The 23093-nt window shown below is 72.1% G+C and carries 20 protein-coding genes and 1 pseudogene; 16 read left to right on the top strand and 5 right to left on the bottom strand.

What is annotated here, in order from left to right; translation table 11 throughout:
- Window positions 1-79 precede the first annotated feature (79 nt).
- From ACIQU3_RS03135 to tgmB, 5 genes and pseudogenes are all read left to right on the top strand, one after another.
- Window positions 80-589, top strand: a complete 510-nt coding sequence (locus ACIQU3_RS03135) for a MarR family winged helix-turn-helix transcriptional regulator (RefSeq protein WP_403725283.1) — start codon at window positions 80-82, stop codon at window positions 587-589.
- A 277-nt stretch (window positions 590-866) separates the two neighbouring features.
- Window positions 867-1433: pseudogene (locus ACIQU3_RS03140) on the top strand (RNA polymerase sigma factor); the annotation flags it as partial.
- Between the two features lie 155 nt (window positions 1434-1588).
- Entirely contained in the window at window positions 1589-2404 is an 816-nt protein-coding gene (locus ACIQU3_RS03145; protein WP_403923180.1) for a hypothetical protein, read from the top strand.
- A gap of 173 nt (window positions 2405-2577) precedes the next feature.
- Window positions 2578-2769 (top strand): putative ATP-grasp-modified RiPP, encoded by a 192-nt coding sequence (gene tgmA / locus ACIQU3_RS03150; protein WP_403725289.1) that lies wholly within the window; start codon window positions 2578-2580, stop codon window positions 2767-2769.
- Between the two features lie 13 nt (window positions 2770-2782).
- Complete coding sequence (gene tgmB / locus ACIQU3_RS03155; RefSeq protein WP_403923182.1) at window positions 2783-3715, top strand: ATP-grasp ribosomal peptide maturase; 933 nt, start codon at window positions 2783-2785, stop codon at window positions 3713-3715.
- Window positions 3716-3889: 174 nt separating this feature from the next.
- Here the strand turns inward: tgmB and ACIQU3_RS03160 are convergent, their stop codons facing one another.
- Entirely contained in the window at window positions 3890-4720 is an 831-nt protein-coding gene (locus ACIQU3_RS03160; protein ID WP_403923184.1) for an SDR family NAD(P)-dependent oxidoreductase, read from the bottom strand.
- Window positions 4721-4802: 82 nt separating this feature from the next.
- Here ACIQU3_RS03160 and ACIQU3_RS03165 point away from each other — a divergent pair, with 82 nt between their 5' ends.
- From ACIQU3_RS03165 to ACIQU3_RS03200, 8 genes are all read left to right on the top strand, one after another.
- Complete coding sequence (locus ACIQU3_RS03165; protein ID WP_403923186.1) at window positions 4803-5720, top strand: LysR family transcriptional regulator; 918 nt, start codon at window positions 4803-4805, stop codon at window positions 5718-5720.
- An 85-nt stretch (window positions 5721-5805) separates the two neighbouring features.
- Complete coding sequence (locus ACIQU3_RS03170; protein WP_403923188.1) at window positions 5806-7014, top strand: DUF4190 domain-containing protein; 1209 nt, start codon at window positions 5806-5808, stop codon at window positions 7012-7014.
- Between the two features lie 147 nt (window positions 7015-7161).
- Entirely contained in the window at window positions 7162-7914 is a 753-nt protein-coding gene (locus ACIQU3_RS03175) for a GntR family transcriptional regulator (RefSeq protein ID WP_403725311.1), read from the top strand.
- A gap of 339 nt (window positions 7915-8253) precedes the next feature.
- A complete protein-coding gene (locus ACIQU3_RS03180; protein ID WP_403725314.1) occupies window positions 8254-8448 on the top strand; it encodes an SPOR domain-containing protein in 195 nt (64 codons plus the stop codon).
- A 62-nt stretch (window positions 8449-8510) separates the two neighbouring features.
- Window positions 8511-8960, top strand: coding sequence for a (deoxy)nucleoside triphosphate pyrophosphohydrolase (locus ACIQU3_RS03185; RefSeq protein ID WP_403725317.1), 450 nt, complete (start codon window positions 8511-8513; stop codon window positions 8958-8960).
- A gap of 136 nt (window positions 8961-9096) precedes the next feature.
- Window positions 9097-9528: an ATP-binding protein gene (locus ACIQU3_RS03190; protein WP_403725320.1), complete on the top strand. Its 432-nt coding sequence runs from the start codon at window positions 9097-9099 to the stop codon at window positions 9526-9528.
- A gap of 252 nt (window positions 9529-9780) precedes the next feature.
- Window positions 9781-12417, top strand: a complete 2637-nt coding sequence (locus tag ACIQU3_RS03195; protein WP_403725323.1) for a SpoIIE family protein phosphatase — start codon at window positions 9781-9783, stop codon at window positions 12415-12417.
- 69 nt (window positions 12418-12486) lie between these two features.
- Window positions 12487-13587, top strand: coding sequence for a hypothetical protein (locus tag ACIQU3_RS03200; RefSeq protein ID WP_403923190.1), 1101 nt, complete (start codon window positions 12487-12489; stop codon window positions 13585-13587).
- Here the strand turns inward: ACIQU3_RS03200 and ACIQU3_RS03205 are convergent.
- From ACIQU3_RS03205 to ACIQU3_RS03220, 4 genes are read right to left on the bottom strand one after another with little or no spacing between them, the layout of a single operon-like run.
- Complete coding sequence (locus ACIQU3_RS03205; protein WP_403725328.1) at window positions 13576-14352, bottom strand: succinate dehydrogenase/fumarate reductase iron-sulfur subunit; 777 nt, start codon at window positions 14350-14352, stop codon at window positions 13576-13578. The genes ACIQU3_RS03200 and ACIQU3_RS03205 overlap by 12 nt on opposite strands.
- On the bottom strand, window positions 14349-16313 hold the full coding sequence (locus ACIQU3_RS03210) for a fumarate reductase/succinate dehydrogenase flavoprotein subunit (protein WP_403725331.1): 1965 nt from the start codon (window positions 16311-16313) through the stop codon (window positions 14349-14351). Before ACIQU3_RS03210 ends, ACIQU3_RS03205 begins: the two co-directional genes overlap by 4 nt.
- Before the next feature lie 18 nt (window positions 16314-16331).
- Window positions 16332-17168 carry a hypothetical protein gene (locus tag ACIQU3_RS03215; protein ID WP_403725335.1) on the bottom strand — a complete coding sequence of 279 codons (837 nt, stop codon included), beginning with the start codon at window positions 17166-17168 and terminating at the stop codon, window positions 16332-16334.
- A 57-nt stretch (window positions 17169-17225) separates the two neighbouring features.
- Complete coding sequence (locus ACIQU3_RS03220; RefSeq protein WP_234846170.1) at window positions 17226-17516, bottom strand: hypothetical protein; 291 nt, start codon at window positions 17514-17516, stop codon at window positions 17226-17228.
- Window positions 17517-17804: 288 nt separating this feature from the next.
- Between ACIQU3_RS03220 and ACIQU3_RS03225 the strand changes: the two genes are divergently transcribed.
- The 3 genes from ACIQU3_RS03225 (at window position 17805) to typA (ending at window position 22768) form a co-directional block, all read left to right on the top strand.
- The gene (locus ACIQU3_RS03225; protein ID WP_403923192.1) at window positions 17805-19952 is read left to right on the top strand and encodes an ABC transporter family substrate-binding protein; all 2148 of its coding nucleotides are present in this window, start codon (window positions 17805-17807) and stop codon (window positions 19950-19952) included.
- A 114-nt stretch (window positions 19953-20066) separates the two neighbouring features.
- On the top strand, window positions 20067-20720 hold the full coding sequence (locus ACIQU3_RS03230) for a hypothetical protein (RefSeq protein ID WP_403923194.1): 654 nt from the start codon (window positions 20067-20069) through the stop codon (window positions 20718-20720).
- 140 nt (window positions 20721-20860) lie between these two features.
- Complete coding sequence (typA, locus tag ACIQU3_RS03235; protein WP_362040324.1) at window positions 20861-22768, top strand: translational GTPase TypA; 1908 nt, start codon at window positions 20861-20863, stop codon at window positions 22766-22768.
- Window positions 22769-23093: the final 325 nt, after the last annotated feature.

Genomic DNA, 23093 nt, shown 5'->3' on the forward strand with positions numbered 1-23093 from the left:
AGCCGTAGAGGAAGTGACCGTGGAGGAAGTAACTCACTCATAAAGTATCTCAACCATTGAGAGATACTAGGGTGGGGGGATGAGCGGCTCCGGTGCACCCACGGCATCTCTTCCGGCGGAGGACCCCACCGGGTTGCAGTCCTTCGCCGTTCTTCTGCGCCGGATGAACAGCGAGTTCAACCGCATCGCCCAGGAGTTCGCCCAGGAGCAGGGCCTGCACCTCACCGACATGCAGGCGCTGATCGCGATCCTCGACGCCGACTCCGACCCGGACGCGGCGGGCGAGCCCATGACGCCGGGCCGTCTGCGGGGACAGCTCAACCTCACGTCCGGCGCCGTGACCGCGTGCCTCGACCGGCTGGAGCGGGCCGGGCACATCCGCCGGGTCCGCGACGCCGGCGACCGCCGCGTGGTGCACCTGCACTACGCCGACGCGGCCCGCGGCCTGGCCCGCGACTACTTCCGGCCCCTGGCCCGCGGCACCGACGCGGCCCGAAGCCGTTTCAGCCCCGAGGAACTGCACGTGGTCGTCCGCTTCCTGGCCGAGCTGAACGCCGAACTCGCCCTGCTGCGCAAGGGTTCCGGCTGAGCGGCGGGCGCGGCGGCTCTTCACCGGGCTGCGAGACGACCGGCCGGTGCCCGGCGGCTCTTCACCGGGCTGCGTGACTACCCGCCGGTGCCCGTCGGCTCCTCGCCGGGCTGCGTGACGACCGGCCGGTGCCCGGCGGCGTGTGATGTGAGGGACGTCCGGGGCGCTGTGACACTTCCGTGCGCACGCGCGCTTGACTCCATGAGGGTGCCGCAGCGAGCGGGGCGCGACGGCCGGCACGGACTCATCACGAACCCCGGTGCGAACGAGGACGGTCTTGGGTCAGGAACGGCAGTCGCGCTACCCGCAGGCCCACGACGACGAACTGGGCGAGGCCGTGGCGCGGGCCCAGCAGGGCGACGAGGCGGCCTTCACGGTCGCCTACCGGCTCGTGCAGCCGGGCCTGCTCGGCTATCTGCGCGGGCTCGTGGGCGACGACGCGGAGGACGTGGCGTCCGACGCCTGGCTGCAGATCGCCCGGGACCTCGGACGCTTCACGGGAGACGGGGGCGGCTTCCGCGGCTGGACGGCCACCATCGCCCGGCACCGGGCGCTGGACCATGTGCGCCGCCAGCGCTCCCGCCCCCGGCCGGGCGTGATCGAACAGGACGTCCTCGACCTGCCCGGCCCGCACAGCACCCAGGAGCAGGCCCTGGAGACCATCTCGACCGAGCGTGCCCTGGAACTGGTCCGCGGGCTGCCGCGCGACCAGGCCGAGGCCGTGCTCCTGCGTGTCGTCGTCGGCCTGGACGGCCCCGCCGCCGCACGCGTCCTCGGCAAGCGCCCCGGCGCGGTGCGCACCGCGACGCACCGGGGCCTCAAGCGCCTCGCCCGTCAGTTGGGTCTCGGCCCGGAGGGCGGCGAGGGCGTGAAGGACGGCACATCCCCGGCGCCGGAAGGCCGGCCTCCGTCGCAGCGACGCCGACGGCCGGACAGGCCGGTGTCGCGGGCCGCCATCGCGGACCCGTCGAACAGCACAGGCAGGAACGGACAACGGGCATGGGTGACCGGCTGAGCCGCGACCGGGCGGCGGACCGTCGGCGCGTGCACCCCCGCGGTGCCGCGCCCGGGCCGTGGGACCCGTGTGACGCCACCGCGCTGCGGCACCCCGGCGGTGCCGCGCCCGGGCCGTGGGACCCGCGTGACGCCACCGCGCTGCACGCGGTCCTGGCCGCCGCCCTGCGCGCGGACGACCCCGGGCCCGAGGCCGAGCGCCGGGCCGTGGCCGCGTTCCGGACCGCACGCGACACGGGAGCGCACGAGGCGCGTACCCGGCACCGGGACGACTGGCGACTGCCCGCGCGGGGGTGTGCGGGCCGCCGCCGGGCGAAGACCACGATCGCCGCCGTGTTCACCGGCATCGCCCTGGGGGGAGTCGCAGTCGCGGCCATGGGTTCCGTCGGCTCACCCGCGAACGGCACCGGCGGGACGACGCGCTCCTCGCCTCCCGCACCCGCCCGCTCGGGCGGTCACGTGTCACCGGCCCCCTCGGACGGCCCGGGGCGGGACCGCGGCCGGTCCTCCGCGCAGGACGCCGAGGCCCAGTGCCACGCCCACGAACGGGTCGACGGCCGGGGAGCGGCGCTCGACGCGGCAGCCTGGCAGCGGCTCGTGGAGGCGGCGGGCGGCGAGGACGAGGTCGACGCGTACTGCGCAGGGAGGCCGGTCCGGTCCACGCCCGCACCCGCACGGCCCGGCGACCCCGGCAGGCCGGGAGACGCCGCCGCGAACCCCGGCACGGGGGACGGCAGCAGGGGCGTGACGGGGAAGGGAAACCCAAAGGGCCGCCGCCCGGGTGGCGGCGGGGGCGAGTGACCCCGTCGTGCGGCCTCCGGCGTGCCACTGTGACGATTCCGGCGCCACTTCCGGTGTGTAAGCAGTGAAGGAATTGGATGCTGTGATGCCGGTGATGTGGATGATGCGTGATGAGCGACTCCTCGTGGACGCGCGCGGCACCGCACGCAGGCAGTGCGACCCGGAGGCTTCGAGTGCGACCGTTCACCCTCAACTACGCGCGGCCCACGTCACCTCCGACGGCGGTGCCGCCCTACCGCTTCGACGACTCGCTCCAGCTCAACGTGCTCCCCGACGGGCGCCCGGCGGTCAGCGACCCGGACCTCCTCCTGACGGTGGGGACGACGGCGTCCACCGCCGGCTCCAAGACCCACTTCGACGACTGACCCCAGTGAGCGCATGACCGTACTGATCCTCACGTCCAGGGACGACGTCACCGCCGACCTGGTAGTGACGAAACTGCACGACGCGGCAGTGCCGGTCATGCGCCTGGACCCCGCAGACCTGCCGGTCAACACCCTGCTGTCCGCCCGCTTCGCGCACGGTGACTTCGAAGGGCTGCTGTCGGCGAACGGGCACGTGGTCAGCATGGGGGGCCTGCGCTCCGTGTGGGTGCGCAGGCCCGGCGAGCCCGCCGCGCACGCGGACGAACCCTCCGCGTGGCTGACCGCCGAGACCCGCCAGGCCCTCTTCGGCATGCTCTACTCGGCCTCCGCGCGCTGGATGAACCACCCGCGCGAAGCCGAGCGGGCCCGGCTGAAACCGTGGCAGCTGAGAACGGCCCACCTCAGCGGGTTCGCCGTGCCGCCGACGGTCGTCACCACCGTCCCGCGCCTGGCACGGCAGTTCGCCGAGGAGTACGGGGACGTGGTGGTGAAGTCCGCCTCGGGGCCGCCGCCCGGCGAGCCCGCGATGGCCCTGCCCACCACCCTGATCGGGCCCGACGCGGACTTCTCGGGCGTCGCCGCCGGCCCCGCGCTGCTCCAGCGGTACGTCCCCAAGCACGCTGACGTCCGCCTGACCTGCGTCGGAAGCCGGCTGTTCGCGGCGCGGAAGAAGACCGAGCCGGACCAGGTGGACGGCCGCTACGGCGACACCGTGCACACCTGGGAGCCGGTGCCGGTGCCCGACCGCATCCGCAAGTCGGTGCACGACTACGTCGACCTGGCGGGACTGGCCTACGCCGCCTTCGACTTCGCCGAGGACGAGGACGGCTTCTGGTGGTTCCTCGAGTGCAACCAGGGCGGCCAGTTCGGCTTCGTGGAACTGGAGACCGGGCAGCCGATCTCCGAAGCCGTCGCCCAGTGGCTGGCCCGGCCCGGACGGGGCTGACCCGCGGCAGCAGAAGACACCCAGACGGCCCGTCAGCCGTCGGCCCCGGTGTTCCACTTCAGCGGCAGACGGCCCGTCACCCGTTGGACCCGGTGTTCCACTTCAGCGGCAGACGGCCCGTCAGCCGTCGTACCCCGTACTACCCCGTGTCCCGCGTCCGCGGCAGACGGCCCGTCAGCTTTCGTACCCGGTGTCCCGCGTCCGCTTCTCCCACGCCAGGACCTCGTCCCGCACCTGGTCGAGATGGCCGAGCACCGCGCTGACACCGTCGTCGCCCAGGGGCAGACGCAGGGGGGTGTGCTCGGCGTCCAGGGCGGCCAGGATGAGGGCGGCGGCCTTCGCCGGGTCGCCGGGCTGGGTGCCGTCACCGCCGGCGACGGCATCACGCGTCGCACTCACCTTGCCGTAGACCCCGCTGTCCGCGCTCGCCCCGGCCCGCCCGGTCTCGAACAGGCCGGTGCGGAAGGCGCCCGGCTCGACGATCAGCACCTTGACCCCGAACTCGGAGACCTCGTCCGCGAGCCCTTCGGACATCCCCTCCAGGGCGAACTTCGTCGCGCTGTACGCCGAGAAGCCCGCGAACGACATCTGCCCGCCCATGCTGCTCATCTGCACGATCGCGCCCGAACGCCGCTCGCGCAGGTGCGGCAGCACGGCCCGGATGAGGGCGGCCGGGCCTAAGACGTGCACGTCGAACAGGGCCCGCAGCTCCTCCTCGGTGGTCTCCTCGAGCGCCCCGACATGTGTCCGGCCCGCGTTGTTGACCAGCACGTCGATCCGCCCGTGCCGGGCGACGACATCCCGTACGGCGGACTCGGCGGCGCCGGTGTCGGAGACGTCCAGGCGCAGCGCCTCCACCCGGTCGGGGTGGGCGACGACCAGGTCGTCCAGGGCCTCGGGGCGCCGGGCCGCGCCCACCACCACGTCGCCCGCCGCGAGGGCGGCCTCGGCGATCGCCCGCCCGAAGCCGCTGCTCGCGCCCGTGATCAGCCACACCTTGTTCATGACAGCTCCCCGTCTCGTGTCGATACGTCAGCCACTCTCTCGCCCGGGGTGATGGCCCGTCCAAGTCATTTGGTGATAACCGATGGGCATGACCATGGACGTTCATCTGAGGGACCTCCGCTACTTCGTGGCAGTGGCCGAGGAACTGCACTTCACCCGCGCCGCCGAGCGCCTCTACGTCTCCCAGCCCGCGCTCAGCAAGCAGGTCCGGGCGCTGGAACGGCAGTTGGGGGCCGAACTCTTCCGGCGCGACCGGCACGGCGTGGAGCTCACCGATGCCGGTACGGCCCTGCTGCCGCACGCACGCAGACTGCTGGACGCGTGGCGGGAGGGCGCCGCCGCGTTGGACGCCGTCCGGGAGGCACGCCGCGGCACCCTGGTCGTCGGCATGAGCACCAGCCCGGTCCGCGGCGGCCTGCTGCCCGCGATCCGCTCCCGCTTCACGGCGGCGCACCCGGAGGCCGCCGTCCGGCTCCGGCAGGTGAACTGGGAGGACCCCACGGCGGGCCTCGCCGACGGCACCGCCGACGTCGCCTTCGTCTGGCTGCCCCTGCCCGGCCGGGAGCGCTACGACTGGACGGTCGTCGCCGAGGAGCCGCGCATGGTCGCCCTCCCGGACACGCACCCGCTCGCCGACCGCACCGCGATCGACTTCGCCGACCTGCTCGACGAGCCGTTCCTCGCCCTGCCCGAGAGCGCGGGACCGCTGCGCGACCACTGGCTCGCCCTCGACGCGCGCGGTGGCCGCCCGCTCCGCATCGGTGCCGAGATCGCCGGCACGGAGGAGACGTACGAGGCACTGACCGCAGGCCTCGGCGTCTGCCTCGTGGCGGAGGGCAACGTCCCCCTGCTCACCCTGGGCGGCGTCACGGCCCGCCCGGTCAACGGCCTCGCCCCCAGCCGCTACGTCCTGGCCTGGCGCCGCGCAGACGAACGACGCCCGCTGGTACGGGCCTACGCGCAGGCCTGCCGGCGGGTGACGGACGGCCGGGACGGCTGAGGTGCGGGCCGCTTACGATGCGCCCAGCCGTACGTCGGTTCGCACGGCCGCTTCCTCGACCGCCTCAGCCAGGAGCACCATAGCCGTGTCGACACCCCCGCCCCCCGGGGACCGGCAGCCCCGGGACCCCTACGGCCCGCCTCCGGCCACCCGCCCCCAGGGAGCCCCGGGCCCTGGCCCGTACGCCCGAGGCGCCCCCGGTCCCGGCCCGTACGCCCAAGGAGCCCCCGGTCCCGGTCCCTGCGGCCCCGTTGGCCGCCCCTACGGCGCCCCGGTCTCCGTCAACGCGCTCGCCGTGGCCGCACTGGTCCTCGGCGTGCTCTGCTTCCTGCCCGCCGCTGGGCTCGTGCCGGGGCTCATCGCGCTGCGGCAGATCCGGCGGTCCGGGCAGAGCGGCCGGGGCATGGCGACCGCCGGGGTGGTGCTGTCGGCCGCCGGGATCGCGCTGTGGGCGGTGGCGCTGTCCACGGGGGCCGCCTCCACCGCGTGGGAGGGGCTCAAGGACGGCGCCCGGGGCAACGAGAGCCTGTCACTGCACAAGGGCGACTGCTTCGACGCGCCCGGCGGACTGGAGGGCGACACGTACGACGTCGACCGGGTGCCCTGCGGGGGCCGGCACGACGGCGAGGTCTTCGCGGTCGTCACGCTGCCCGGCGGCGCCTTCCCGGGCGACACGAGGATCACCGACGTCGCCGACGAGAAGTGCTACGCCCTCAAGGACCAGTACGCGATGGACACCTGGGCGATGCCGGCCGACGTCGGCGTGTACTACCTGATGCCGTCCCGCGAGAGCTGGCGCTACGGCGACCGCGCGATCACCTGCCTCTTCGGCAACACCGAGGAAGGGGCCGGGCTGACCGGCTCCCTGCGCGGCGACCCCACCACGCTCGACCCCGACCAGATGGCCTTCCTGTCGGCGGCCGGCGCCCTGGACACGGCGCTTGCGGACGAGCCCGGGAAGACCCCCGAGGACGACCTCGCCGCCCATCGGGTCTGGGCCACCGAGGTCCACGACGTGCTCGGCGAGCAGATCGAGGCCCTGCGCGGGCACTCCTGGCCGGCCGGCGCCCGCACCCCCGTCGCCGACCTGGTCGCGAACCTGGAGGACGCCCGGGCGGAATGGCGGAAGGCCGGCACCGCGGGTGACGCGGAGACGTACCACGCGCACTACGACAAGGCGTACGGGTCGGTGGACGGACCGGCGACCGTCACGGCGCGCAAGGCCCTCGGCCTGGCGACGACCCCGCCGGTCCTCGGGCGGGAGGGGAAGAAAGACTCCGCGGCGCAGGTGTGACGGCGGCCATAGCGGGGAGAAAGTGCCTGCGTAAAGCCCTCAGGGCCCCCATGTCATCACATCGAGTGATTCCCTGGCCTTTGCTTGCACCGCAGAACCTACGGTTGCCACGCTGTTGCTGTCTGTACAACCTGATGGGAGCGGCCAGTGACATTCGGTGAGCAGCCGGCGTACCTGCGTGTCGCGGGTGATCTCCGCAAGAAGATCGTCGACGGTCGGCTGCCCCCGCACACCCGCCTCCCCTCCCAGGCCAGAATCCGCCAGGAGTACGGCGTCTCGGACACGGTCGCGCTGGAGGCCCGCAAGGTGCTCATGGCGGAGGGCCTGGTGGAGGGCCGTTCCGGCTCGGGCACCTACGTGCGCGAGCGCCCCGTGCCGCGGCGCATCTCCCGCTCCGGCTACCGCCCGGCCGGCGGGGCCACCCCCTTCCGTCAGGAGCAGGCCGACGGCGAGGGGCACGGCACGTGGGAGTCCAGCAGCGCGCAGTCCGAGGCGAGCGTCGCGGTCGCCGGCAGGCTGGGCATCGAGCCGGGCGAGCGGGTCATGCGCACGAAGTACCTCTACCGGGAGGGCGGCGAGGCGATGATGCTCTCCACGTCCTGGGAGCCCCTCGCCGTGACGGGACGCACGCCCGTGATGCTGCCCGAGGAGGGGCCGGTCGGCGGCATGGGCGTCGTCGAGCGGATGCGCGCCATCGACGTGATCGTGGACAACGTCACGGAGGAGGTGGGCGCCCGGCCCGGCCTCGCCGAGGAACTGCTGGTCCTCGGCGGCGTCCCCGGACATGTGGTGCTGGTCGTCCAGCGCACGTTCTATGCCTCCGGCCGGCCGGTGGAGACGGCCGACGTGGTCATTCCGGCCGATCGGTACCGGGTCGCCTACCACCTTCCGGTCAAGTAGCGAACGCTCCCATCCGCCCGCGGCGCACTCCCCGCGCGCCCCGTTCACACGATCACCGCCCGGAGCGTCCCGGGCCGGGGTGGTGCGCGGCCACCGGCCGGTTCTCGTTCACGCAGGTGGCCGCTCGTGTATGCGGTATGCCCGCGACCGGCTGCCTCGGTGTGCCCGCACGGCGCGTTCACCGGCGTGCGCCCCCGCGTCCTGGCCGGTTGCGTACCTCTTCGTGAAAACCCGTATTCGCTCCGTAAAGGTTAGGCGTAGGCTCGGGCATATGCGCATTGCGGTTTCCTTGGCGGGTGGGGTACGGCACAGGCCGCGGGTGGGAAGTGGAGGGGCGCGATGAACGACAGCACGGTCGCTCTGCCCTGGCTCGTGATACGGGAGGACGACAACGGCAACCGCTACCGAGTGGGCCGTTACGCGACCCGGGCGGAGGCCCAGAAGATCGCGGACAGCCTCGACGGTCGCGGCCACAAGCAGCTGTACTGGGTCGAGAGGCTCGGCCGGAACGGGCCGTCCGTGGCCCACGACTGACCCCGGTTCGGGTGCCGCGGGCAGGACCCCGCAGACCGGCGGGGCTCCCGTAGGCTCCCCGCATGAGTGAGCGGATCGTCGTAGGGGCCGCGCTGGTCGAGGGCGGACGGCTGCTGGCCGCACGGCGCAGCGCGCCCGTCGAGTTGGCCGGGCGCTGGGAGCTGCCCGGCGGCAAGGTCGAGCCCGGCGAGACGGCCGACGCGGCGCTCGCGCGGGAGCTGCGCGAGGAACTCGGCGTCGACGCCGAGGTGAACGACCGCGTCCCGGGACAGTGGCCCCTCAGGGCGCCGTACGTCCTGCACGTGTGGACCGCCCGGCTGCGCCCGGGCTCAGCCGCTCCGCGCCCCCTCCAGGACCATGACGAACTGCGCTGGCTCGGCCCCGACGAGATCTGGGACGTGCCCTGGCTCGACCAGGACGTCCCGGCCGTGCGGCAGGCCCTCGTTCATCTGGGACCGGTCGACGGCCCGGCCTCTCGCGGTCCACGCGGCGTGACCGAGCCCGGCGCCTGAAGCCCGCCGGGGGCGTGCGGTCCCTTCGGAGTGCGGCGGGCACGCCCCCTACGCCTTTCGTGCCACCGTGCGTTGCCTCACGCGATACTTCAACCCGAATATCGGGTATGTGCCCATTAACCCCATGAAACCGGACATGGGCGAGGATCCTGCCTGGGAAGTGATCGGCGTGATCGACACCGAGGACGACTGCGCCGACTGGACCTTTCCCGCCGAACCGGGCGCCGTGCGCACCGCTCGACGGGCCGTGCGCGGCCGACTGCGCGACTGGGGCCTCGACAACCTCGCGGACCTCGCGGCACTGCTGGTCAGCGAGCTGGTCACCAACGCCCTGCGGCACGCCACCGGACCCATCGGAGTGCGCCTGGTACGCCGCTCCGGACTGGACGGCGCCCTCTTGGTGGAGGTGTCCGACCCACTGCCGGACCCGCCCCGCGAGCGCGACGCCCGCCCGGAGGACGAGAGCGGCCGCGGCCTGCACCTGGTGGCCTCGGCCTCCCGCCGCTGGGGCACCAGACCCGGCGCCGCGGGCAAGACGGTGTGGTTCGAACTCGCGGTGCCGGAGTGAAAATCCGGTGTACGTACATCCCGCCCCTGTAGAGCGGCTGGTTCAGGCCAGTGGCGGTTGCCGGTGTACGGGATTCGACGCCGTGTCCCCTGGTTAGAAGACTGGAAGTGTTGTCACGGTCCGGACCGAAAACCATCGGGACCGTGCTGTGATCGTGAACACCGTGTTGTGCGGCACCGTAGTGCTGGATACTGCGGGCAGCCGCCCCCGGTGACCGGTGCCGGACGCGGTGAGCTGGAGGGGACGGTTCGCGTGAGCGAGATACCAGCGAAGTCCACGGAGTCCGAGGACCCGTCGGAGGGCGCGAGGCCGAGGCCTGCCGACGGCCTTGCCTCCGCGGTGGGAGGTGCGCTCGCCGCCGACGGAGTGCGATCCGGGGACGCCATGTGGCAGAGCAGTCCCCCCGGTTCCATCTACGACTACATCAAGGTCGCGTCCTTCTCCATCGGACCCGACGGCCTGGTGGACCAGTGGAGCCTGCGCGCCGAGCACCTGTTCGGCATCCCCGCCGACCGTGCCGTGGGCATGGACCCCATCGAGGCGTTCATCGACCCGCGCCATCACGAGCGCGGCATGCGCAAGATGGCCGAGATCCTCGACGGCCGCGAGTGGACCGGCGTGGTGCCCTTCCGGACGCCGAAGGGCGTCGAGGGGGAGTGCGGCCACGAGGGACTCGCCGAGGTGTACGTCATGCCGACGCGCACCGAGGACGGCGAGAAGGCCGCCGTCTGCATCGTCGTCGACGTGCGCACCCTGCGCAGCATCGAGACCGACCTCGCCGCCTCGCAGGCCATTTTCAGTCAATCGCCCTTCGGATTCCTCCTGATCGACCCCGACCTGCGGGTCCGCCGCGTCAACCAGCGGTTTGCGTCGATCTTCGGCGGTGACGTCGACGACCACCGCGGCAAGGGTGTGCACGACTACCTCCAGCGCGGCGAGGCCGACCGGGTCGCGGCCACGCTGCGGCGGGTGCTGGAGACCGGCAGTTCCATCACCGACATGCACGTCACCGGCTTCGTGCCGGGGTCCGACGAGCGTCGCCACTGGTCCGTCAACCTCTACCGTGTGCACAGCGGTTCGGGCCGGCCCATCGGCATCGCCTGGCTCGGGATCGACATCACCGCCCGGCGCGCCGCCGCACGCGAGGCCGCCGCGGCCCGGCGCAATCTCGCCCTGCTGAACGAGGCCGGCGCCCGCATCGGCAACTCCCTCGACCTGGAGACCACGGCCCGTCAGCTCCTCGACGTCGTCGTCCCCGGCTTCTGCGACCTGGCCACGGTCGACCTCTACCAGGGTCTGCTGGCCGGAGACGAGACGCCGCCCGGGCTCGCCGACGGCAGTGCCGAGTTGCGCCGCGTGGCCTTCGCCAGTGCCGTCTCCGACGAGCCCTTCGCCGGCACCGGTGTGCCCGTCGCGGTCGGCGCCGTCCACCACTACCCGTTCAACTCGCCCTGCGCGGACGCCCTGCGCACCGCCCGGCCCCAGACCGTCCCCGGGGAGGACGGCGGGCTCGTGCAGTCCACGCTCGCCGTGCCGATGGTCGCCCACGACACCGTCGTCGGGCTGGCGCAGTTCGCCCGGACCAAGGGCAGCGAGCCGTTCGGCGACCGGGACCGCGACCTCGCCGTGGAACTGGCCGCCAGGGCCGCGGTCTGCATCGACAACGCCCGTCTCTACCGCCGTGAGCACGAACGCGCGTTGATACTCCAGCGGTCCCTGCTCCCGCCCGGCGACCCGGAGGCCTCCGGCCTCGACATCGCCTGCCGCTACCTGCCCGGCAACGCCAACACCGGCCGGCCCAGCGAGGTCGGCGGCGACTGGTTCGACGTCATCGAACTGCCCGGGCACCGCACCGCGCTGGTCGTCGGCGACGTGATGGGCCGCGGCCTGCGCGCCGCCGTCGCCATGGGTGAACTCCGCACCGCGGTCCGCACCCTGGCCCAGCTCGACCTGGAACCGGCCGAGGTGCTCTCCCAGCTGGACGAGATCGCCCGCGGCCTCGGCGCCCCCGGCGGGGTCCAGCAGGCGACCCGGGCGGCCCGCCGTCCCCGCGAGGCGGACCTCTCGGAGGTGTACCTCGCCACCTGCGTCTACGCCGTCTACGACTCCGTCACCCGGCGCTGCACCTTCGCCAACGCCGGACACCTGCCGCCCGTCCTGGTCGAACCGGGCGAACCGGCGCTGATGCTCGACGTGCCGCCGGGCATGCCGCTCGGCGTCGGCGGGGAGCCCTTCGAGGAGGTCGAGGTCGAACTGCCCGAGGGCGCCCTGCTCGCGCTCTACACGGACGGCCTGGTCGAAAGCCGTGACCACCCCCTGGACGAGGGCCTCCAGGCCTTCGTCAGCGCCCTCGCCGACCCGACCCAGCCGCTGGAGGACGTCTGTGACCACGTCCTCAACACCCTCGACACCCATCACGGCGAGGACGACATCGCGCTGCTGATGGCACGTGTCCAGGGGCTCCCCACCGAGTCCGTCGGCGACTGGACCCTGCCGCGCGAGCCGCGCAGCGTGGGCCGGGCCCGCGAGTACGCGCGTGCACAACTGCTCGCCTGGGACATGGAGCCCCTGGTCGACACCACGGAGCTCCTGGTCAGCGAACTGGTCACCAACGCCCTGCGTTACGGCGAGGGCGAGATCCGGCTGCGCCTGCTGCTCGACCGCACCCTGGTCTGCGAGGTCTGGGACTCCGGCCTGGTCCAGCCCCGCCGCCGCCGGGCCCGCGACACCGACGAGGGCGGCCGCGGCCTCCAGCTGGTCGGCCTCCTCAGCGCCGCGTGGGGCTCCCGCCGCACCCCCCGGGGCAAGACGGTCTGGTTCGAACTGCCCCTGCCGGGCGGCGACACGAGCCTCACGGATCCGGCGGAGGCGCTGCTGAGTCTGTTCTGACCCGCAACCGAACAGAGGTGCTGATCGTCCTCCCCGGCAACATCAACCGCACCACCGGGGGGAGACGGCATGGAGCGCGTCGAAGAGACCGGCAGCGACAACTCCTCGGCACCGCAGGCGGAGTCCGCGCCGGCCCGGGAACGCGGTGCGAGACCCCGGCGCTGGATCAGACGCACGGCCGTCGGCCTTCCCCTGCTCCTCCTGCTCCCGCTCGTCTCCGCTCTGACGGCCCTCAGGATCAACTACATGGGCGATCCGGCCGACGGCACCCACAGTCGCGGCCGTGACGCCCTCTGGCTGGGCCACGCCTGGGTCGACGGGCGCAAGAAGGACGCCGACGTCACCGCCCTGGCCCGCCGTCTGCGAGACACCGGCATCCGCGACCTCTACGTCCACTCGGGCCCGCTGGAGCACGACGGCACGCTCCCCGAGTCGGTCCACCCCCGGGCGCGCTGGTTCATCGACGCCGTGCACGACCGGCTCCCCGGCGTCCGCGTCCAGGCGTTCCTGGGGGACGTCGTGGCCACCGAGAGCGACGAGGGCATGCGGCTGGCGGACCCCACGACGCGAAGGGCCGTCCTGCGCTCCACCCGCCGGATCCTCGACATCGGCTACGACGGTCTCCACCTCGACCTCGAACCCCTGCACTCCGGCGACCGGAACTACCTGCGCCTCCTGGACGCCCTGCACCGCGAGACCCGCGCCCGGGACGCCCTGCTCTCCGTCGCCGCCCATCAGATCGACCCGCTCCCCGGCCTCCACACCCTGCGTGGCGGTCTCACCGGCCATCCCAAGTGGTGGTCACAGGAGTTCTTCGGCCAGGTGGCCCGCCGTGTCGACCAGATCGCCGTGATGACGTACGACACCGCGCAGCCCCTGGAGAGCACCTACGGCGGCTACGTCGCCCAGCAGACCTCCCTCGCCCTGGAGGCCACCCCGTCCTCCACCGACCTGCTGATGGGCCTGCCCTTCTACTGGGAGAACGACGTCAGCCACCGGGGCCACGCCGAGACGGTGCCGGCGGCGGTCCGGGGCGTCCGTCTCGGCCTGTCCCGCACGGACGCGGACCGGGCTCGCTTCGGTGTCGCGCTGTACATCGACTACACGGCGACCGAGGAGAACTGGCGAGCGTACGAGGAGGACTGGGTCAGCGGGTGCTCAGCCTGCTGAGGAGCGCCTCCTGATCTTCGAGCCCAGCCACACCAGCGGGTCGTACTTGCGGTCGACCGCCCGCTCCTTCAGGGGGATCAGCGCGTTGTCCGTGATCTTGATGCCCTCGGGGCAGACCTCCGTGCAGCACTTGGTGATGTTGCAGTAGCCCAGGCCGTGTTCGTCCTGGGCGGTGGTCTTGCGGTCCAGACCCGCCTCCGCCGCCGCGTCCAGCGGATGCATGTCCAGCTCCGCCACCCGCATCAGGAACCGCGGCCCGGCGAACGCCTGCTTGTTCTCCTCGTGGTCGCGCACCACATGGCAGGTGTCCTGGCACAGGAAGCACTCGATGCACTTGCGGAACTCCTGCGAGCGGTCCACGTCCTCCTGCATCATGCGGTACTCGCCGGGAGCGACCCCGGCCGGCGGGACGAAGGCCGGGACCTCTCTCGCCTTCTCGTAGTTGAAGCCCACATCGGTGACCAGGTCGCGGACGACCGGGAACGCCCGCAGCGGCGTCACCGTGATCGTCTCCTCGCGGCCGAACACCGACATGCGCGTCATGCACATCAGCCGCGGCCGCCCGTTGATCTCCGCCGAGCAGGAACCGCACTTGCCGGCCTTGCAGTTCCAGCGCACGGCGAGATCGGGTGCCTGGGTGGCCTGGAGACGGTGGATGATGTCGAGCACCACCTCACCGTCGTTGACCTCGATCTCGAAGTCCTCCAGGCCGCCGCCGCCCACGTCCCCGCGCCACACCTTGAAGTGGGCCGTATAGCCGCTCATTCGTAGAGCTCCTCTTCGGAGAGGTACTTGACCAGCTCCTCCTTGTCGAACAGGGCGAGCAGGTCGGCACGGACGGGTTCGGTGGTCTCGCGGGTGAGGGCGATCTGGCCGCGGACCGGGTCCGTCGCCGCCAGCCCGCCCGTCGGGTCGGTGAGAGCGCACAGCAGGTTGATCCGCCGCCACGCACGGTCCATCCCGGGGTGGTCCTCGCGCGTGTGCCCGCCGCGCGACTCGGTGCGCTCCAGCGCCGCGCGCGCCACACACTCGCTGACCAGCAGCATGTTCCTGAGGTCCAGGGCGAGGTGCCAGCCGGGGTTGAACTGCCGGTGCCCCTCGACCCCGGCCCGGCGGGCCCGCAGCCGCAGTTCGGCCAGTTTCTGCAGGGCCTGCTCCATCTCCGGCGCGCGGCGGATGATGCCGACCAGGTCGTTCATCGTCTGCTGGAGTTCCTGGTGGAGGGTGTACGGGTTCTCCGGCGGGCCGCCCGCCGGTTCCCCGGTCTCCGCCTCGGCCGAGAAGGGCCGCAGGGCCTCCGCGGCCGCCGAGTCGATCTGGACGTCGTCCACCACGGGCCGCGCCCCGGCCGCCCCCGCCGCGTACTCGGCCGCGTGCCAGCCGGCCCGGCGGCCGAACACCAGCAGGTCGGACAGGGAGTTGCCGCCCAGGCGGTTGGAGCCGTGCATGCCGCCGGCCACCTCACCGGCCGCGTAGAGACCGGGCACCCCGCGCGCCGCCGCCGTGTCGGAGTCGACCGCGATCCCGCCCATCACGTAGTGGCAGGTGGGCCCGACCTCCATCGCCTCCGCCGTGATGTCGACGTCCGCCAGCTCCTTGAACTGGTGGTACATCGACGGCAGCCGGCGCTTGATGACCTCGGCGGGCATCCGGGTCGACACGTCGAGGAACACACCCCCGTGCGGCGAGCCGCGCCCCTCCTTCACCTCGGCGTTGATGGCCCGCGCGACCTCGTCACGGGGGAGCAGCTCGGGCGGGCGGCGGTTGTGGTCCGGGTCGTCGTACCAGCGGTCGCCCTCCTCCTCCGTCTCGGCGTACTTGTCCTTGAAGACGTCGGGGATGTAGTCGAACATGAACCGCTTGCCGTCGGAGTTGCGCAGCACACCGCCGTCGCCGCGCACCGACTCGGTGACGAGGATGCCCTTCACCGACGGCGGCCAGACCATGCCGGTCGGGTGGAACTGCACGAACTCCATGTTCAGCAGGGGAGCGCCCGCGAGCAGGGCCAGCGCGTGGCCGTCGCCGGTGTACTCCCACGAGTTCGACGTCACCTTGAAGGACTTGCCGATGCCACCGGTGGCGATCACCACGGCGGGTGCCTCCAGCACGAAGAAGCGGCCCGACTCGCGCTCGTAGGCGAACACCCCGCAGACCCGGCCGGCCGTGGCGGAGCCGCTGCCGGACACGGTCTTGAGCACGCGCGTGACCGTGCACTCCTGGAAGACCTTCAGCCGGGACTCGTAGTCGCCGGTCTCCTTGAAATCCTCCTGCTGGAGGGAGACGATCTTCTGCTGGAGCGTGCGGATCAGCTCCAGGCCCGTGCGGTCGCCGACGTGCGCGAGGCGCGGGTACTCGTGGCCGCCGAAGTTGCGCTGGGAGATCCGGCCGTCCTTGGTGCGGTCGAACAGCGCCCCCCAGGTCTCCAGTTCCCACACCCGCTGCGGCGCCTCCTGGGCGTGCAGTTCGGCCATCCGCCACTGGTTGAGGAACTTGCCGCCGCGCATGGTGTCGCGGAAGTGCACCTGCCAGGAGTCGTTCTCGTTGGCGTTGGCCATCGCCGCGGCGATGCCGCCCTCGGCCATCACCGTGTGCGCCTTGCCGAACAGCGACTTGCAGATCACGGCCGTACGGGCGCCCCGCTCACGGGCCTCGATGGCGGCGCGCAGGCCCGCGCCGCCCGCGCCCACCACGACGACGTCCCACTCCTGCCGGTCGACCACGGACATCAGTCGGTCCCCATCCCTCTAGAAGAAGCGCGGATCGTCGAAGGCGCCCGACGCGACCAGGTAGACGTAGAAGTCGGCGAGCGCCACGCTCACCAGCGACGCCCAGGCGAGCTGCATGTGCCGGGCGTTGAGCTTCCCCGCCCACTGCCACATCCGGTAGCGCACGGGATGCCGGGAGAAGTGTTTGAGCTTGCCGCCGACGATGTGCCGGCAGGAGTGGCAGGAGATCGTGTACGCCCAGATCAGCACGATGTTGACCAGGAACACCAGCGTGCCGAGACCCATGTGGCCCCAGGCGTAGGTCTCGTCGCGGAAGGCGAGCACGGTGTCGTAGGTCAGGATCCCGGCGACCACGAGCGCGGCGTAGAAGAAGTACCGGTGGATGTTCTGCAGGATCAGCGGGAAGCGGGTCTCGCCGGTGTACTTCTTGTGCGGCTCGGCCACCGCGCAGGCCGGCGGGGACGCCCAGAAGCCCCGGTAATAGGCCTTGCGGTAGTAGTAGCAGGTCAGGCGGAAGCCGAGCGGGAAGATCAGGATGATGATCGCGGGCGAGATGCCCCACCAGCTTCCGAAGATCTCCCAGTTCGGGCCGGACCGCATCGGCTCGCAGTTCTCCGCCAGGCACGGGGAGTAGAAGGGCGAGACGTAGGGCGCCGCGTAGTAGTCGGCGTCGGCGAAGGCCCGCCAGGTCGAGTAGACGATGAAGGCCAGCAGGCCCGCGGCGGTGCCGGCCGGGGCCAGCCACCAGCGGTCGGTGCGCAGGTGCGGGGCGGCGATCGCGGCGCGTGTACCGCCCCGCACACCGCCGCTCTCAGGTCTGGGTTCGGTGGCAGGGGGTTCCGTACCAGTGGCCACGTGACGACTCCGGTCGGGTTCGGGGGAGGTGCCGGTCGCGCTCGACTCCTCCCCGGGTCAGGGAGCGCGCCGGTCCCGGGCGCCGAGCCCCTCGTCGTCCGAGTCGCTCCACAGGGCGGAGTCGTACGGCGTGTCCGAGATGGTGACCAGCTCGGGGCGCTTCGGCGCGGCCGGTGACGCGGCGGCGTCGCGCAGCAGGGCGACGCTCTCGCGCAGGTGGTTGGCGTCGGCACGGACGCGGCGCATCTCCAGGCCACCGGTGCCGAGCTGCTTCTCCAGCCGCCCCAGCGATCGGAACACCTCGTCGAGACTGCGCTGGACTGACATCAGTTCGTCGTGAACGGACATGACTTGCCCTCACTTCCGCGGGTCCTTCGTGGCCCAAGGCGGCAACGCTCATGCGCCTGCGAGTGTTGCGCGTCACACCTTGTGCTGTGAAGGGATGTGCATCGATTGGCCGAGGCGTGCGGGTGCACTGTGCGGTGCGTTGCGCCGCACGGGTGGCTTCCCGCCCGTGACCGCCGTGTCGCCCTGTGTTGCCGAACCCTTTCCTCTTCAGTGGCCGCATACATCAGATGAACTCCAAATACCGCCAAAAGTGATCATAACGCCCGCGGCTTCCCGGAGGTAGCACAGATGTCCCAGCACGGCGTCGGCCCGCGCGCGGTCACGCGCTCGGTCGCCTTCCTCACCGCGGGTGTGCTCGCGGTGCCCGCGCTCGCCGGATGCGGCTCCGACGACCCGTCCGGCAAGCCGCTCGCCGGGCAGGACATCCAGCCCGCCCCGCGCGATCGGATCACCGACGGGGGCACCCTGCGCTGGGCCGCCGACTCCGTGCCCGACACGCTGAACACGTTCCAGTCGGACGCCGACGCCACCACCACCCGCGTCGCCCAGGCCGTCCTGCCGTCGATGTTCCGCATGGACGCCTCCGGCCGCCCGGAGCGCAACCCGGACTACCTGGAGTCCGCCAAGGTCGTCGACACCGAGCCCAAGCAGGTCGTCCTGTACAAGCTCAACCAGCAGGCCGTGTGGAGCGACGGCCGGGAGATCGGCGCCGCCGACTTCGCCGCCCAGTGGCGCGCCCTGTCCGGCAAGGACACCGCCTACTGGACCGCCCGCAACGCCGGCTACGACCGCATTCAGAAGATCGAGCGCGGCGACAACGCCCTGGAGGTCCGGGTCACCTTCAGCCGCCCCTACGCCGACTGGCGCTCGCTCTTCTCCCCGCTGTACCCGAAGGACGTCATGGGCACCCCGGACTCCTTCAACGACGGGGCCCGCAAGAAACTCAAGGTCACCGCCGGGCCCTTCATGGTGAAGAAGGTCGACCGCAAGGACGAGGAGATCATCCTCGCCCGCAACCCGCGCTGGTGGGGCGAGCCCGCCAAGCTCTCCGAGATCGTGCTGCGCACCGTCCCGCGCGACAAGCGGGCCGCCGAGCTGGCCGCGGGCAACCTCGACCTGGCCGAGATCGACCCCTCCGCGGCCCGCCGCATCACCGTCGCCGCCCGCCCGCAGAGCTCCGGCAGCCCGCTGATGGGCCCCGGCGCCGACCGGTCCTCCCCGGACTCCCCGGAGCCGGCCAGCGCCGACGGCTCCGACGAGGAGGCCGCCGGCGAGGAGGCCGCCGCGCGCAAGACGCTGCGCAAGGCGACCGCCGCGAACGCCCGGCAGCAGCAGGCCCTCAGCGGGTTCGAGGTCCGTAAGTCCCTGGAGCCCGCCTACACCCAGCTCGCCCTGAACGGCGCCGAGGGCCCGCTCACCGACGAGCGCGTCCGCCGTGCCGTCGCCCGCGCCCTGGACCGCAAGGACCTCGCCCGGGTCGTCCTCAAGCCCCTGGGCCTGCCCGCCGTACCGGTCGGCAGTCACCTCGCCCTGTCCGGCCAGGCTGCCTACGCCGACAACAGCGGCGCCCTCGGCGACCAGGACACCGAGGAGGCCCAGGCGCTGCTCGCGGACGCCGGATGGGTGCGCGGCGGCCCGGTCAAGGAGCAGCAGAAGGAGAAGGAGAAGGCGGCCGGCCCCGAAGGCGGCAAGGCCGGTGACACCGGCGAGGACGACAAGGCGCGCCGCGGACCCGACCCGGCCGGGCACCTCGCCCAGGACGGCAGGCAGCACGTGCCGGCGCACCAGGGCGGCGCTCCCGGGGCGTACGCCCCCAAGGGCACGGCCGCCCCGGCGAACCAGGAGTCCGCTCCACTCGCCAAGAACGGCAAGGCCCTCACGCTGCGCTTCGTGCTCCCCTCCGGGCCCGGCTCCCAGACGCTGCGCACGGTCGCCGACCGGATCTCCCGGATGCTGGAGCGCGTCGGCATCACCACCGAGATCTCCAAGGTCTCCGACGAGTCGTACTTCAAGGACCACATCGCCTCCGGCCAGTACGACCTCGCCCTGTACTCCTGGCCCGCCACGGCGTTCCCCGCCACCGACGCCCGGCCCGTCTACGCCAAGCCCGTCCCGGCCGCCGACGGCTCGCTGAACGTCGAGCAGAACTACACCCGCGTCGGCACCGACCAGGTCGACCAGCTCTTCGACGAGGCCGTGGCCACCCTCGACGAGGGCGAGTCCCGCTCCCTGATCCGCAAGGCCGACTCCCGGATCTGGGCGGCGGCCGGCTCCATCCCCCTCTTCCAGCGCCCCCAGCTCCTGGCGGCCCGCAAGAACCTCGTCAACACCGGTGCCTTCGGCTTCGGCACGCCGGTCTACGAGGACATGGGCTTCCTGAAGAAGGGTGCGAAGCCGGCGTCGGGCCCGTCGGCGAAGGGCTCCACCGCTCCGTAGCTCTGGGAACGCTCAAACGGCTTGCCGTCCCGCGCCCGGCGTCCGCACCATGAGTCCCGTCACGATCATGGTGTGGACGCCGGGCGTCCGTACGCGGGGGACGGAGACCGACGCATGCGCGACACAACACGCCGTGCCGTCACGGCCGGGCTGGTCATCGGGGTACTGGTGACGGGGGTGGGGGCGTGCACGGGGAGTGCGGGCCGGGACAGAACCGACCAGGGCCGCAGCACCGGCAAGCCCGCGGCGACGGCCTGTGCGGACGGCACCTTCACCTGGTCCCACCTCACCGAGCGGGACCGGCTGACCGGTGTCTCCGCCCCCGAGCGGATCGGCAGGGGCGGCGGCGCCCTGCGGAACCCGATGCGGCGGGTGTACACCCCCAGCCCCTCGGTGCGCGCCGAGGGCCCGGCCCCGTCGGCCGCGGAGATCCTCTTCTCGCTCGGCAAGAAGACCGGTGAGATCGACTCCACCGCCCCCACTCTCGCGGAGGCGGGCGGCGAGACCTGGTGGTTCACCGACGTCCGGCAACCGGCCCCGAAGCTCGACAACGACCGCATCCGGCCCAACGCGGCGGGCGAGTACCTCCAGTACGCCGGGGTGAGGGAGGTGTCGGCCGACTTCCGCTACCGCTGCCCGGACGGCAGGACCGCCTCCGGTCACGCCCGCAACTGGACGGTCGACTTCGCCGTACTGACCGACTGCGGCGTGCGCCCGGACTCCTCCCTGGCCCGAGAGGTCTTCCGGCGCTCCTGCGAACCGTCCTGACCTGCATCGACGTAGCCCGGCTAACCCCTGCGGCCGCAGCCCCGTACCATGGGGTGAGGCCGTGGCATGTTGAGCCCGGCAGGGCCCGCGCACCACCGACGTACGCGCAGGGCATTCACTACTCCGGGAGTACGCCTTTTATGGCCACGCGCCACGACATCCGCAACGTCGCCATCGTCGCCCACGTCGACCACGGCAAGACCACCATCGTCGACGGCATGCTGAAGCAGGCCGGCGCCTTCGCCGCGCACCAGCTCGACTCGGTCGACGACCGCATGATGGACTCGAACGACCTGGAGCGTGAGAAGGGCATCACGATCCTGGCCAAGAACACGGCGGTGAAGTACCACCCGAAGGACGGGGGGGACGTCATCACCATCAACATCATCGACACCCCCGGCCACGCCGACTTCGGCGGTGAGGTCGAGCGCGGTCTGTCGATGGTCGACGGCGTCGTCCTGCTCGTGGACGCCTCCGAGGGCCCCCTCCCGCAGACCCGCTTCGTGCTGCGCAAGGCGCTCCAGCAGCGGCTGCCCGTCATTCTCTGCATCAACAAGACGGACCGCCCGGACTCCCGGATCGACGAGGTCGTCAACGAGACCTACGACCTCTTCCTCGACCTGGACGCCGACGAGGAGCAGATCGAGTTCCCGATCGTCTACGCCTGCGGCCGCGACGGCATCGCCTCGCTGACCAAGCCGGACAACGGCACGGTCCCGTCCGACTCCACCAGCCTGGAGCCGTTCTTCTCCACGATCCTGGAGCACATCCCGGCCCCGACCTACGACGAGGACGCCCCGCTCCAGGCCCACGTCACCAACCTGGACGCCGACAACTTCCTCGGCCGTATCGCGCTGCTCCGCGTCGAGCAGGGCGAGCTGCGCAAGGGCCAGACGGTCGCGTGGATGAAGCGCGACGGGTCCGTCAGCAACGTCCGCATCTCCGAGCTGATGATGACCGAGGCGCTCACCCGCAAGCCGGCCGAGATGGCCGGCCCCGGTGACATCTGCGCCGTCGCCGGTATCCCCGACATCATGATCGGCGAGACCCTGGCCGACCCGGAGAACCCGGTCGCACTGCCGCTGATCACGGTCGACGAGCCCGCCATCTCCATGGTCATCGGCACCAACACCTCCCCGCTGGTCGGCCGTGGCGCCACCGGCAAGGGCGCCGACAACAAGGCCGCCGTCAAGGACCGCAAGGTCACCGCCCGCCAGGTCAAGGACCGCCTCGACCGCGAGCTGATCGGTAACGTCAGCCTCCGGGTGCTCGACACCGATCGGCCGGACGCCTGGGAGGTGCAGGGCCGCGGTGAGCTGGCGCTGGCCATCCTGGTCGAGACGATGCGCCGGGAAGGCTTCGAGCTGACCATCGGCAAGCCCCAGGTCGTCACCAAGGAGGTCGACGGCAAGACGTACGAGCCCGTCGAGCGCATGACGATCGACGTGCCCGAGGAGCACATGGGCGCCGTCACGCAGCTCATGGGCGTCCGCAAGGGCCGTATGGACAACATGTCCAACCACGGCTCCGGCTGGGTCCGCATGGAGTTCGTCGTGCCCTCGCGCGGTCTCATCGGCTTCCGTACCGAGTTCCTGACCCAGACCCGCGGCACCGGCATCGGCCACTCCATCCACGAGGGCTTCGAGCCCTGGTTCGGCGCGCTCCAGACCCGTAACAACGGCTCTCTGGTCGCCGACCGCGCCGGTGCCGTCACCGCCTTCGCGATGACCAACCTCCAGGAGCGCGGCGTGCTGTTCGTCGAGCCGGGCACCGAGGTGTACGAGGGCATGATCGTCGGCGAGAACTCCCGCTCCGACGACATGGACGTCAACATCACCAAGGAGAAGAAGCTCACGAACATGCGGTCGTCCACGGCCGATGTGACCGAGTCGATCGTCCCGCCCCGCAAGCTGTCGCTGGAGCAGTCCCTGGAGTTCTGCCGCGACGACGAGTGCGTCGAGGTCACCCCGGAGGCCGTGCGCATCCGCAAGGTGAACCTGGACGCCCGCGAGCGCGCCCGCGCCGCGAGCCGCGCCAAGCACGGCTGACGCCTGCCGCTGAGACGACGACACCGGGCACCCCGCGAGGCGGGGTGCCCGGTGTCGTCGTCTGAAGAGCGGTGCATGAAGGGCGGTGAACGCGGAGGCGAGGGTAGGGAAAACCCTCGACTTGCCCGTGGCAGCCGTCAGGGGCGGATTTCTGCCACTACCCTGCTCCGGAAGCGCCACGCGCCCCCGGCCTCCGGGGTCGCACAACGGCCTTGCCGCACAAGCTACTTGAGCGAGCGGAAGCCGCCGATGGAAGCCTGCACGGATCCCACGGTACGCCGCAAGCGGTTTATCTCACTCTCGCGTCCGGAATGCGGACAGCGGA

Source organism: Streptomyces sp. NPDC101110 (genome assembly GCF_044759525.1).
Classification (GTDB): domain Bacteria; phylum Actinomycetota; class Actinomycetes; order Streptomycetales; family Streptomycetaceae; genus Streptomyces.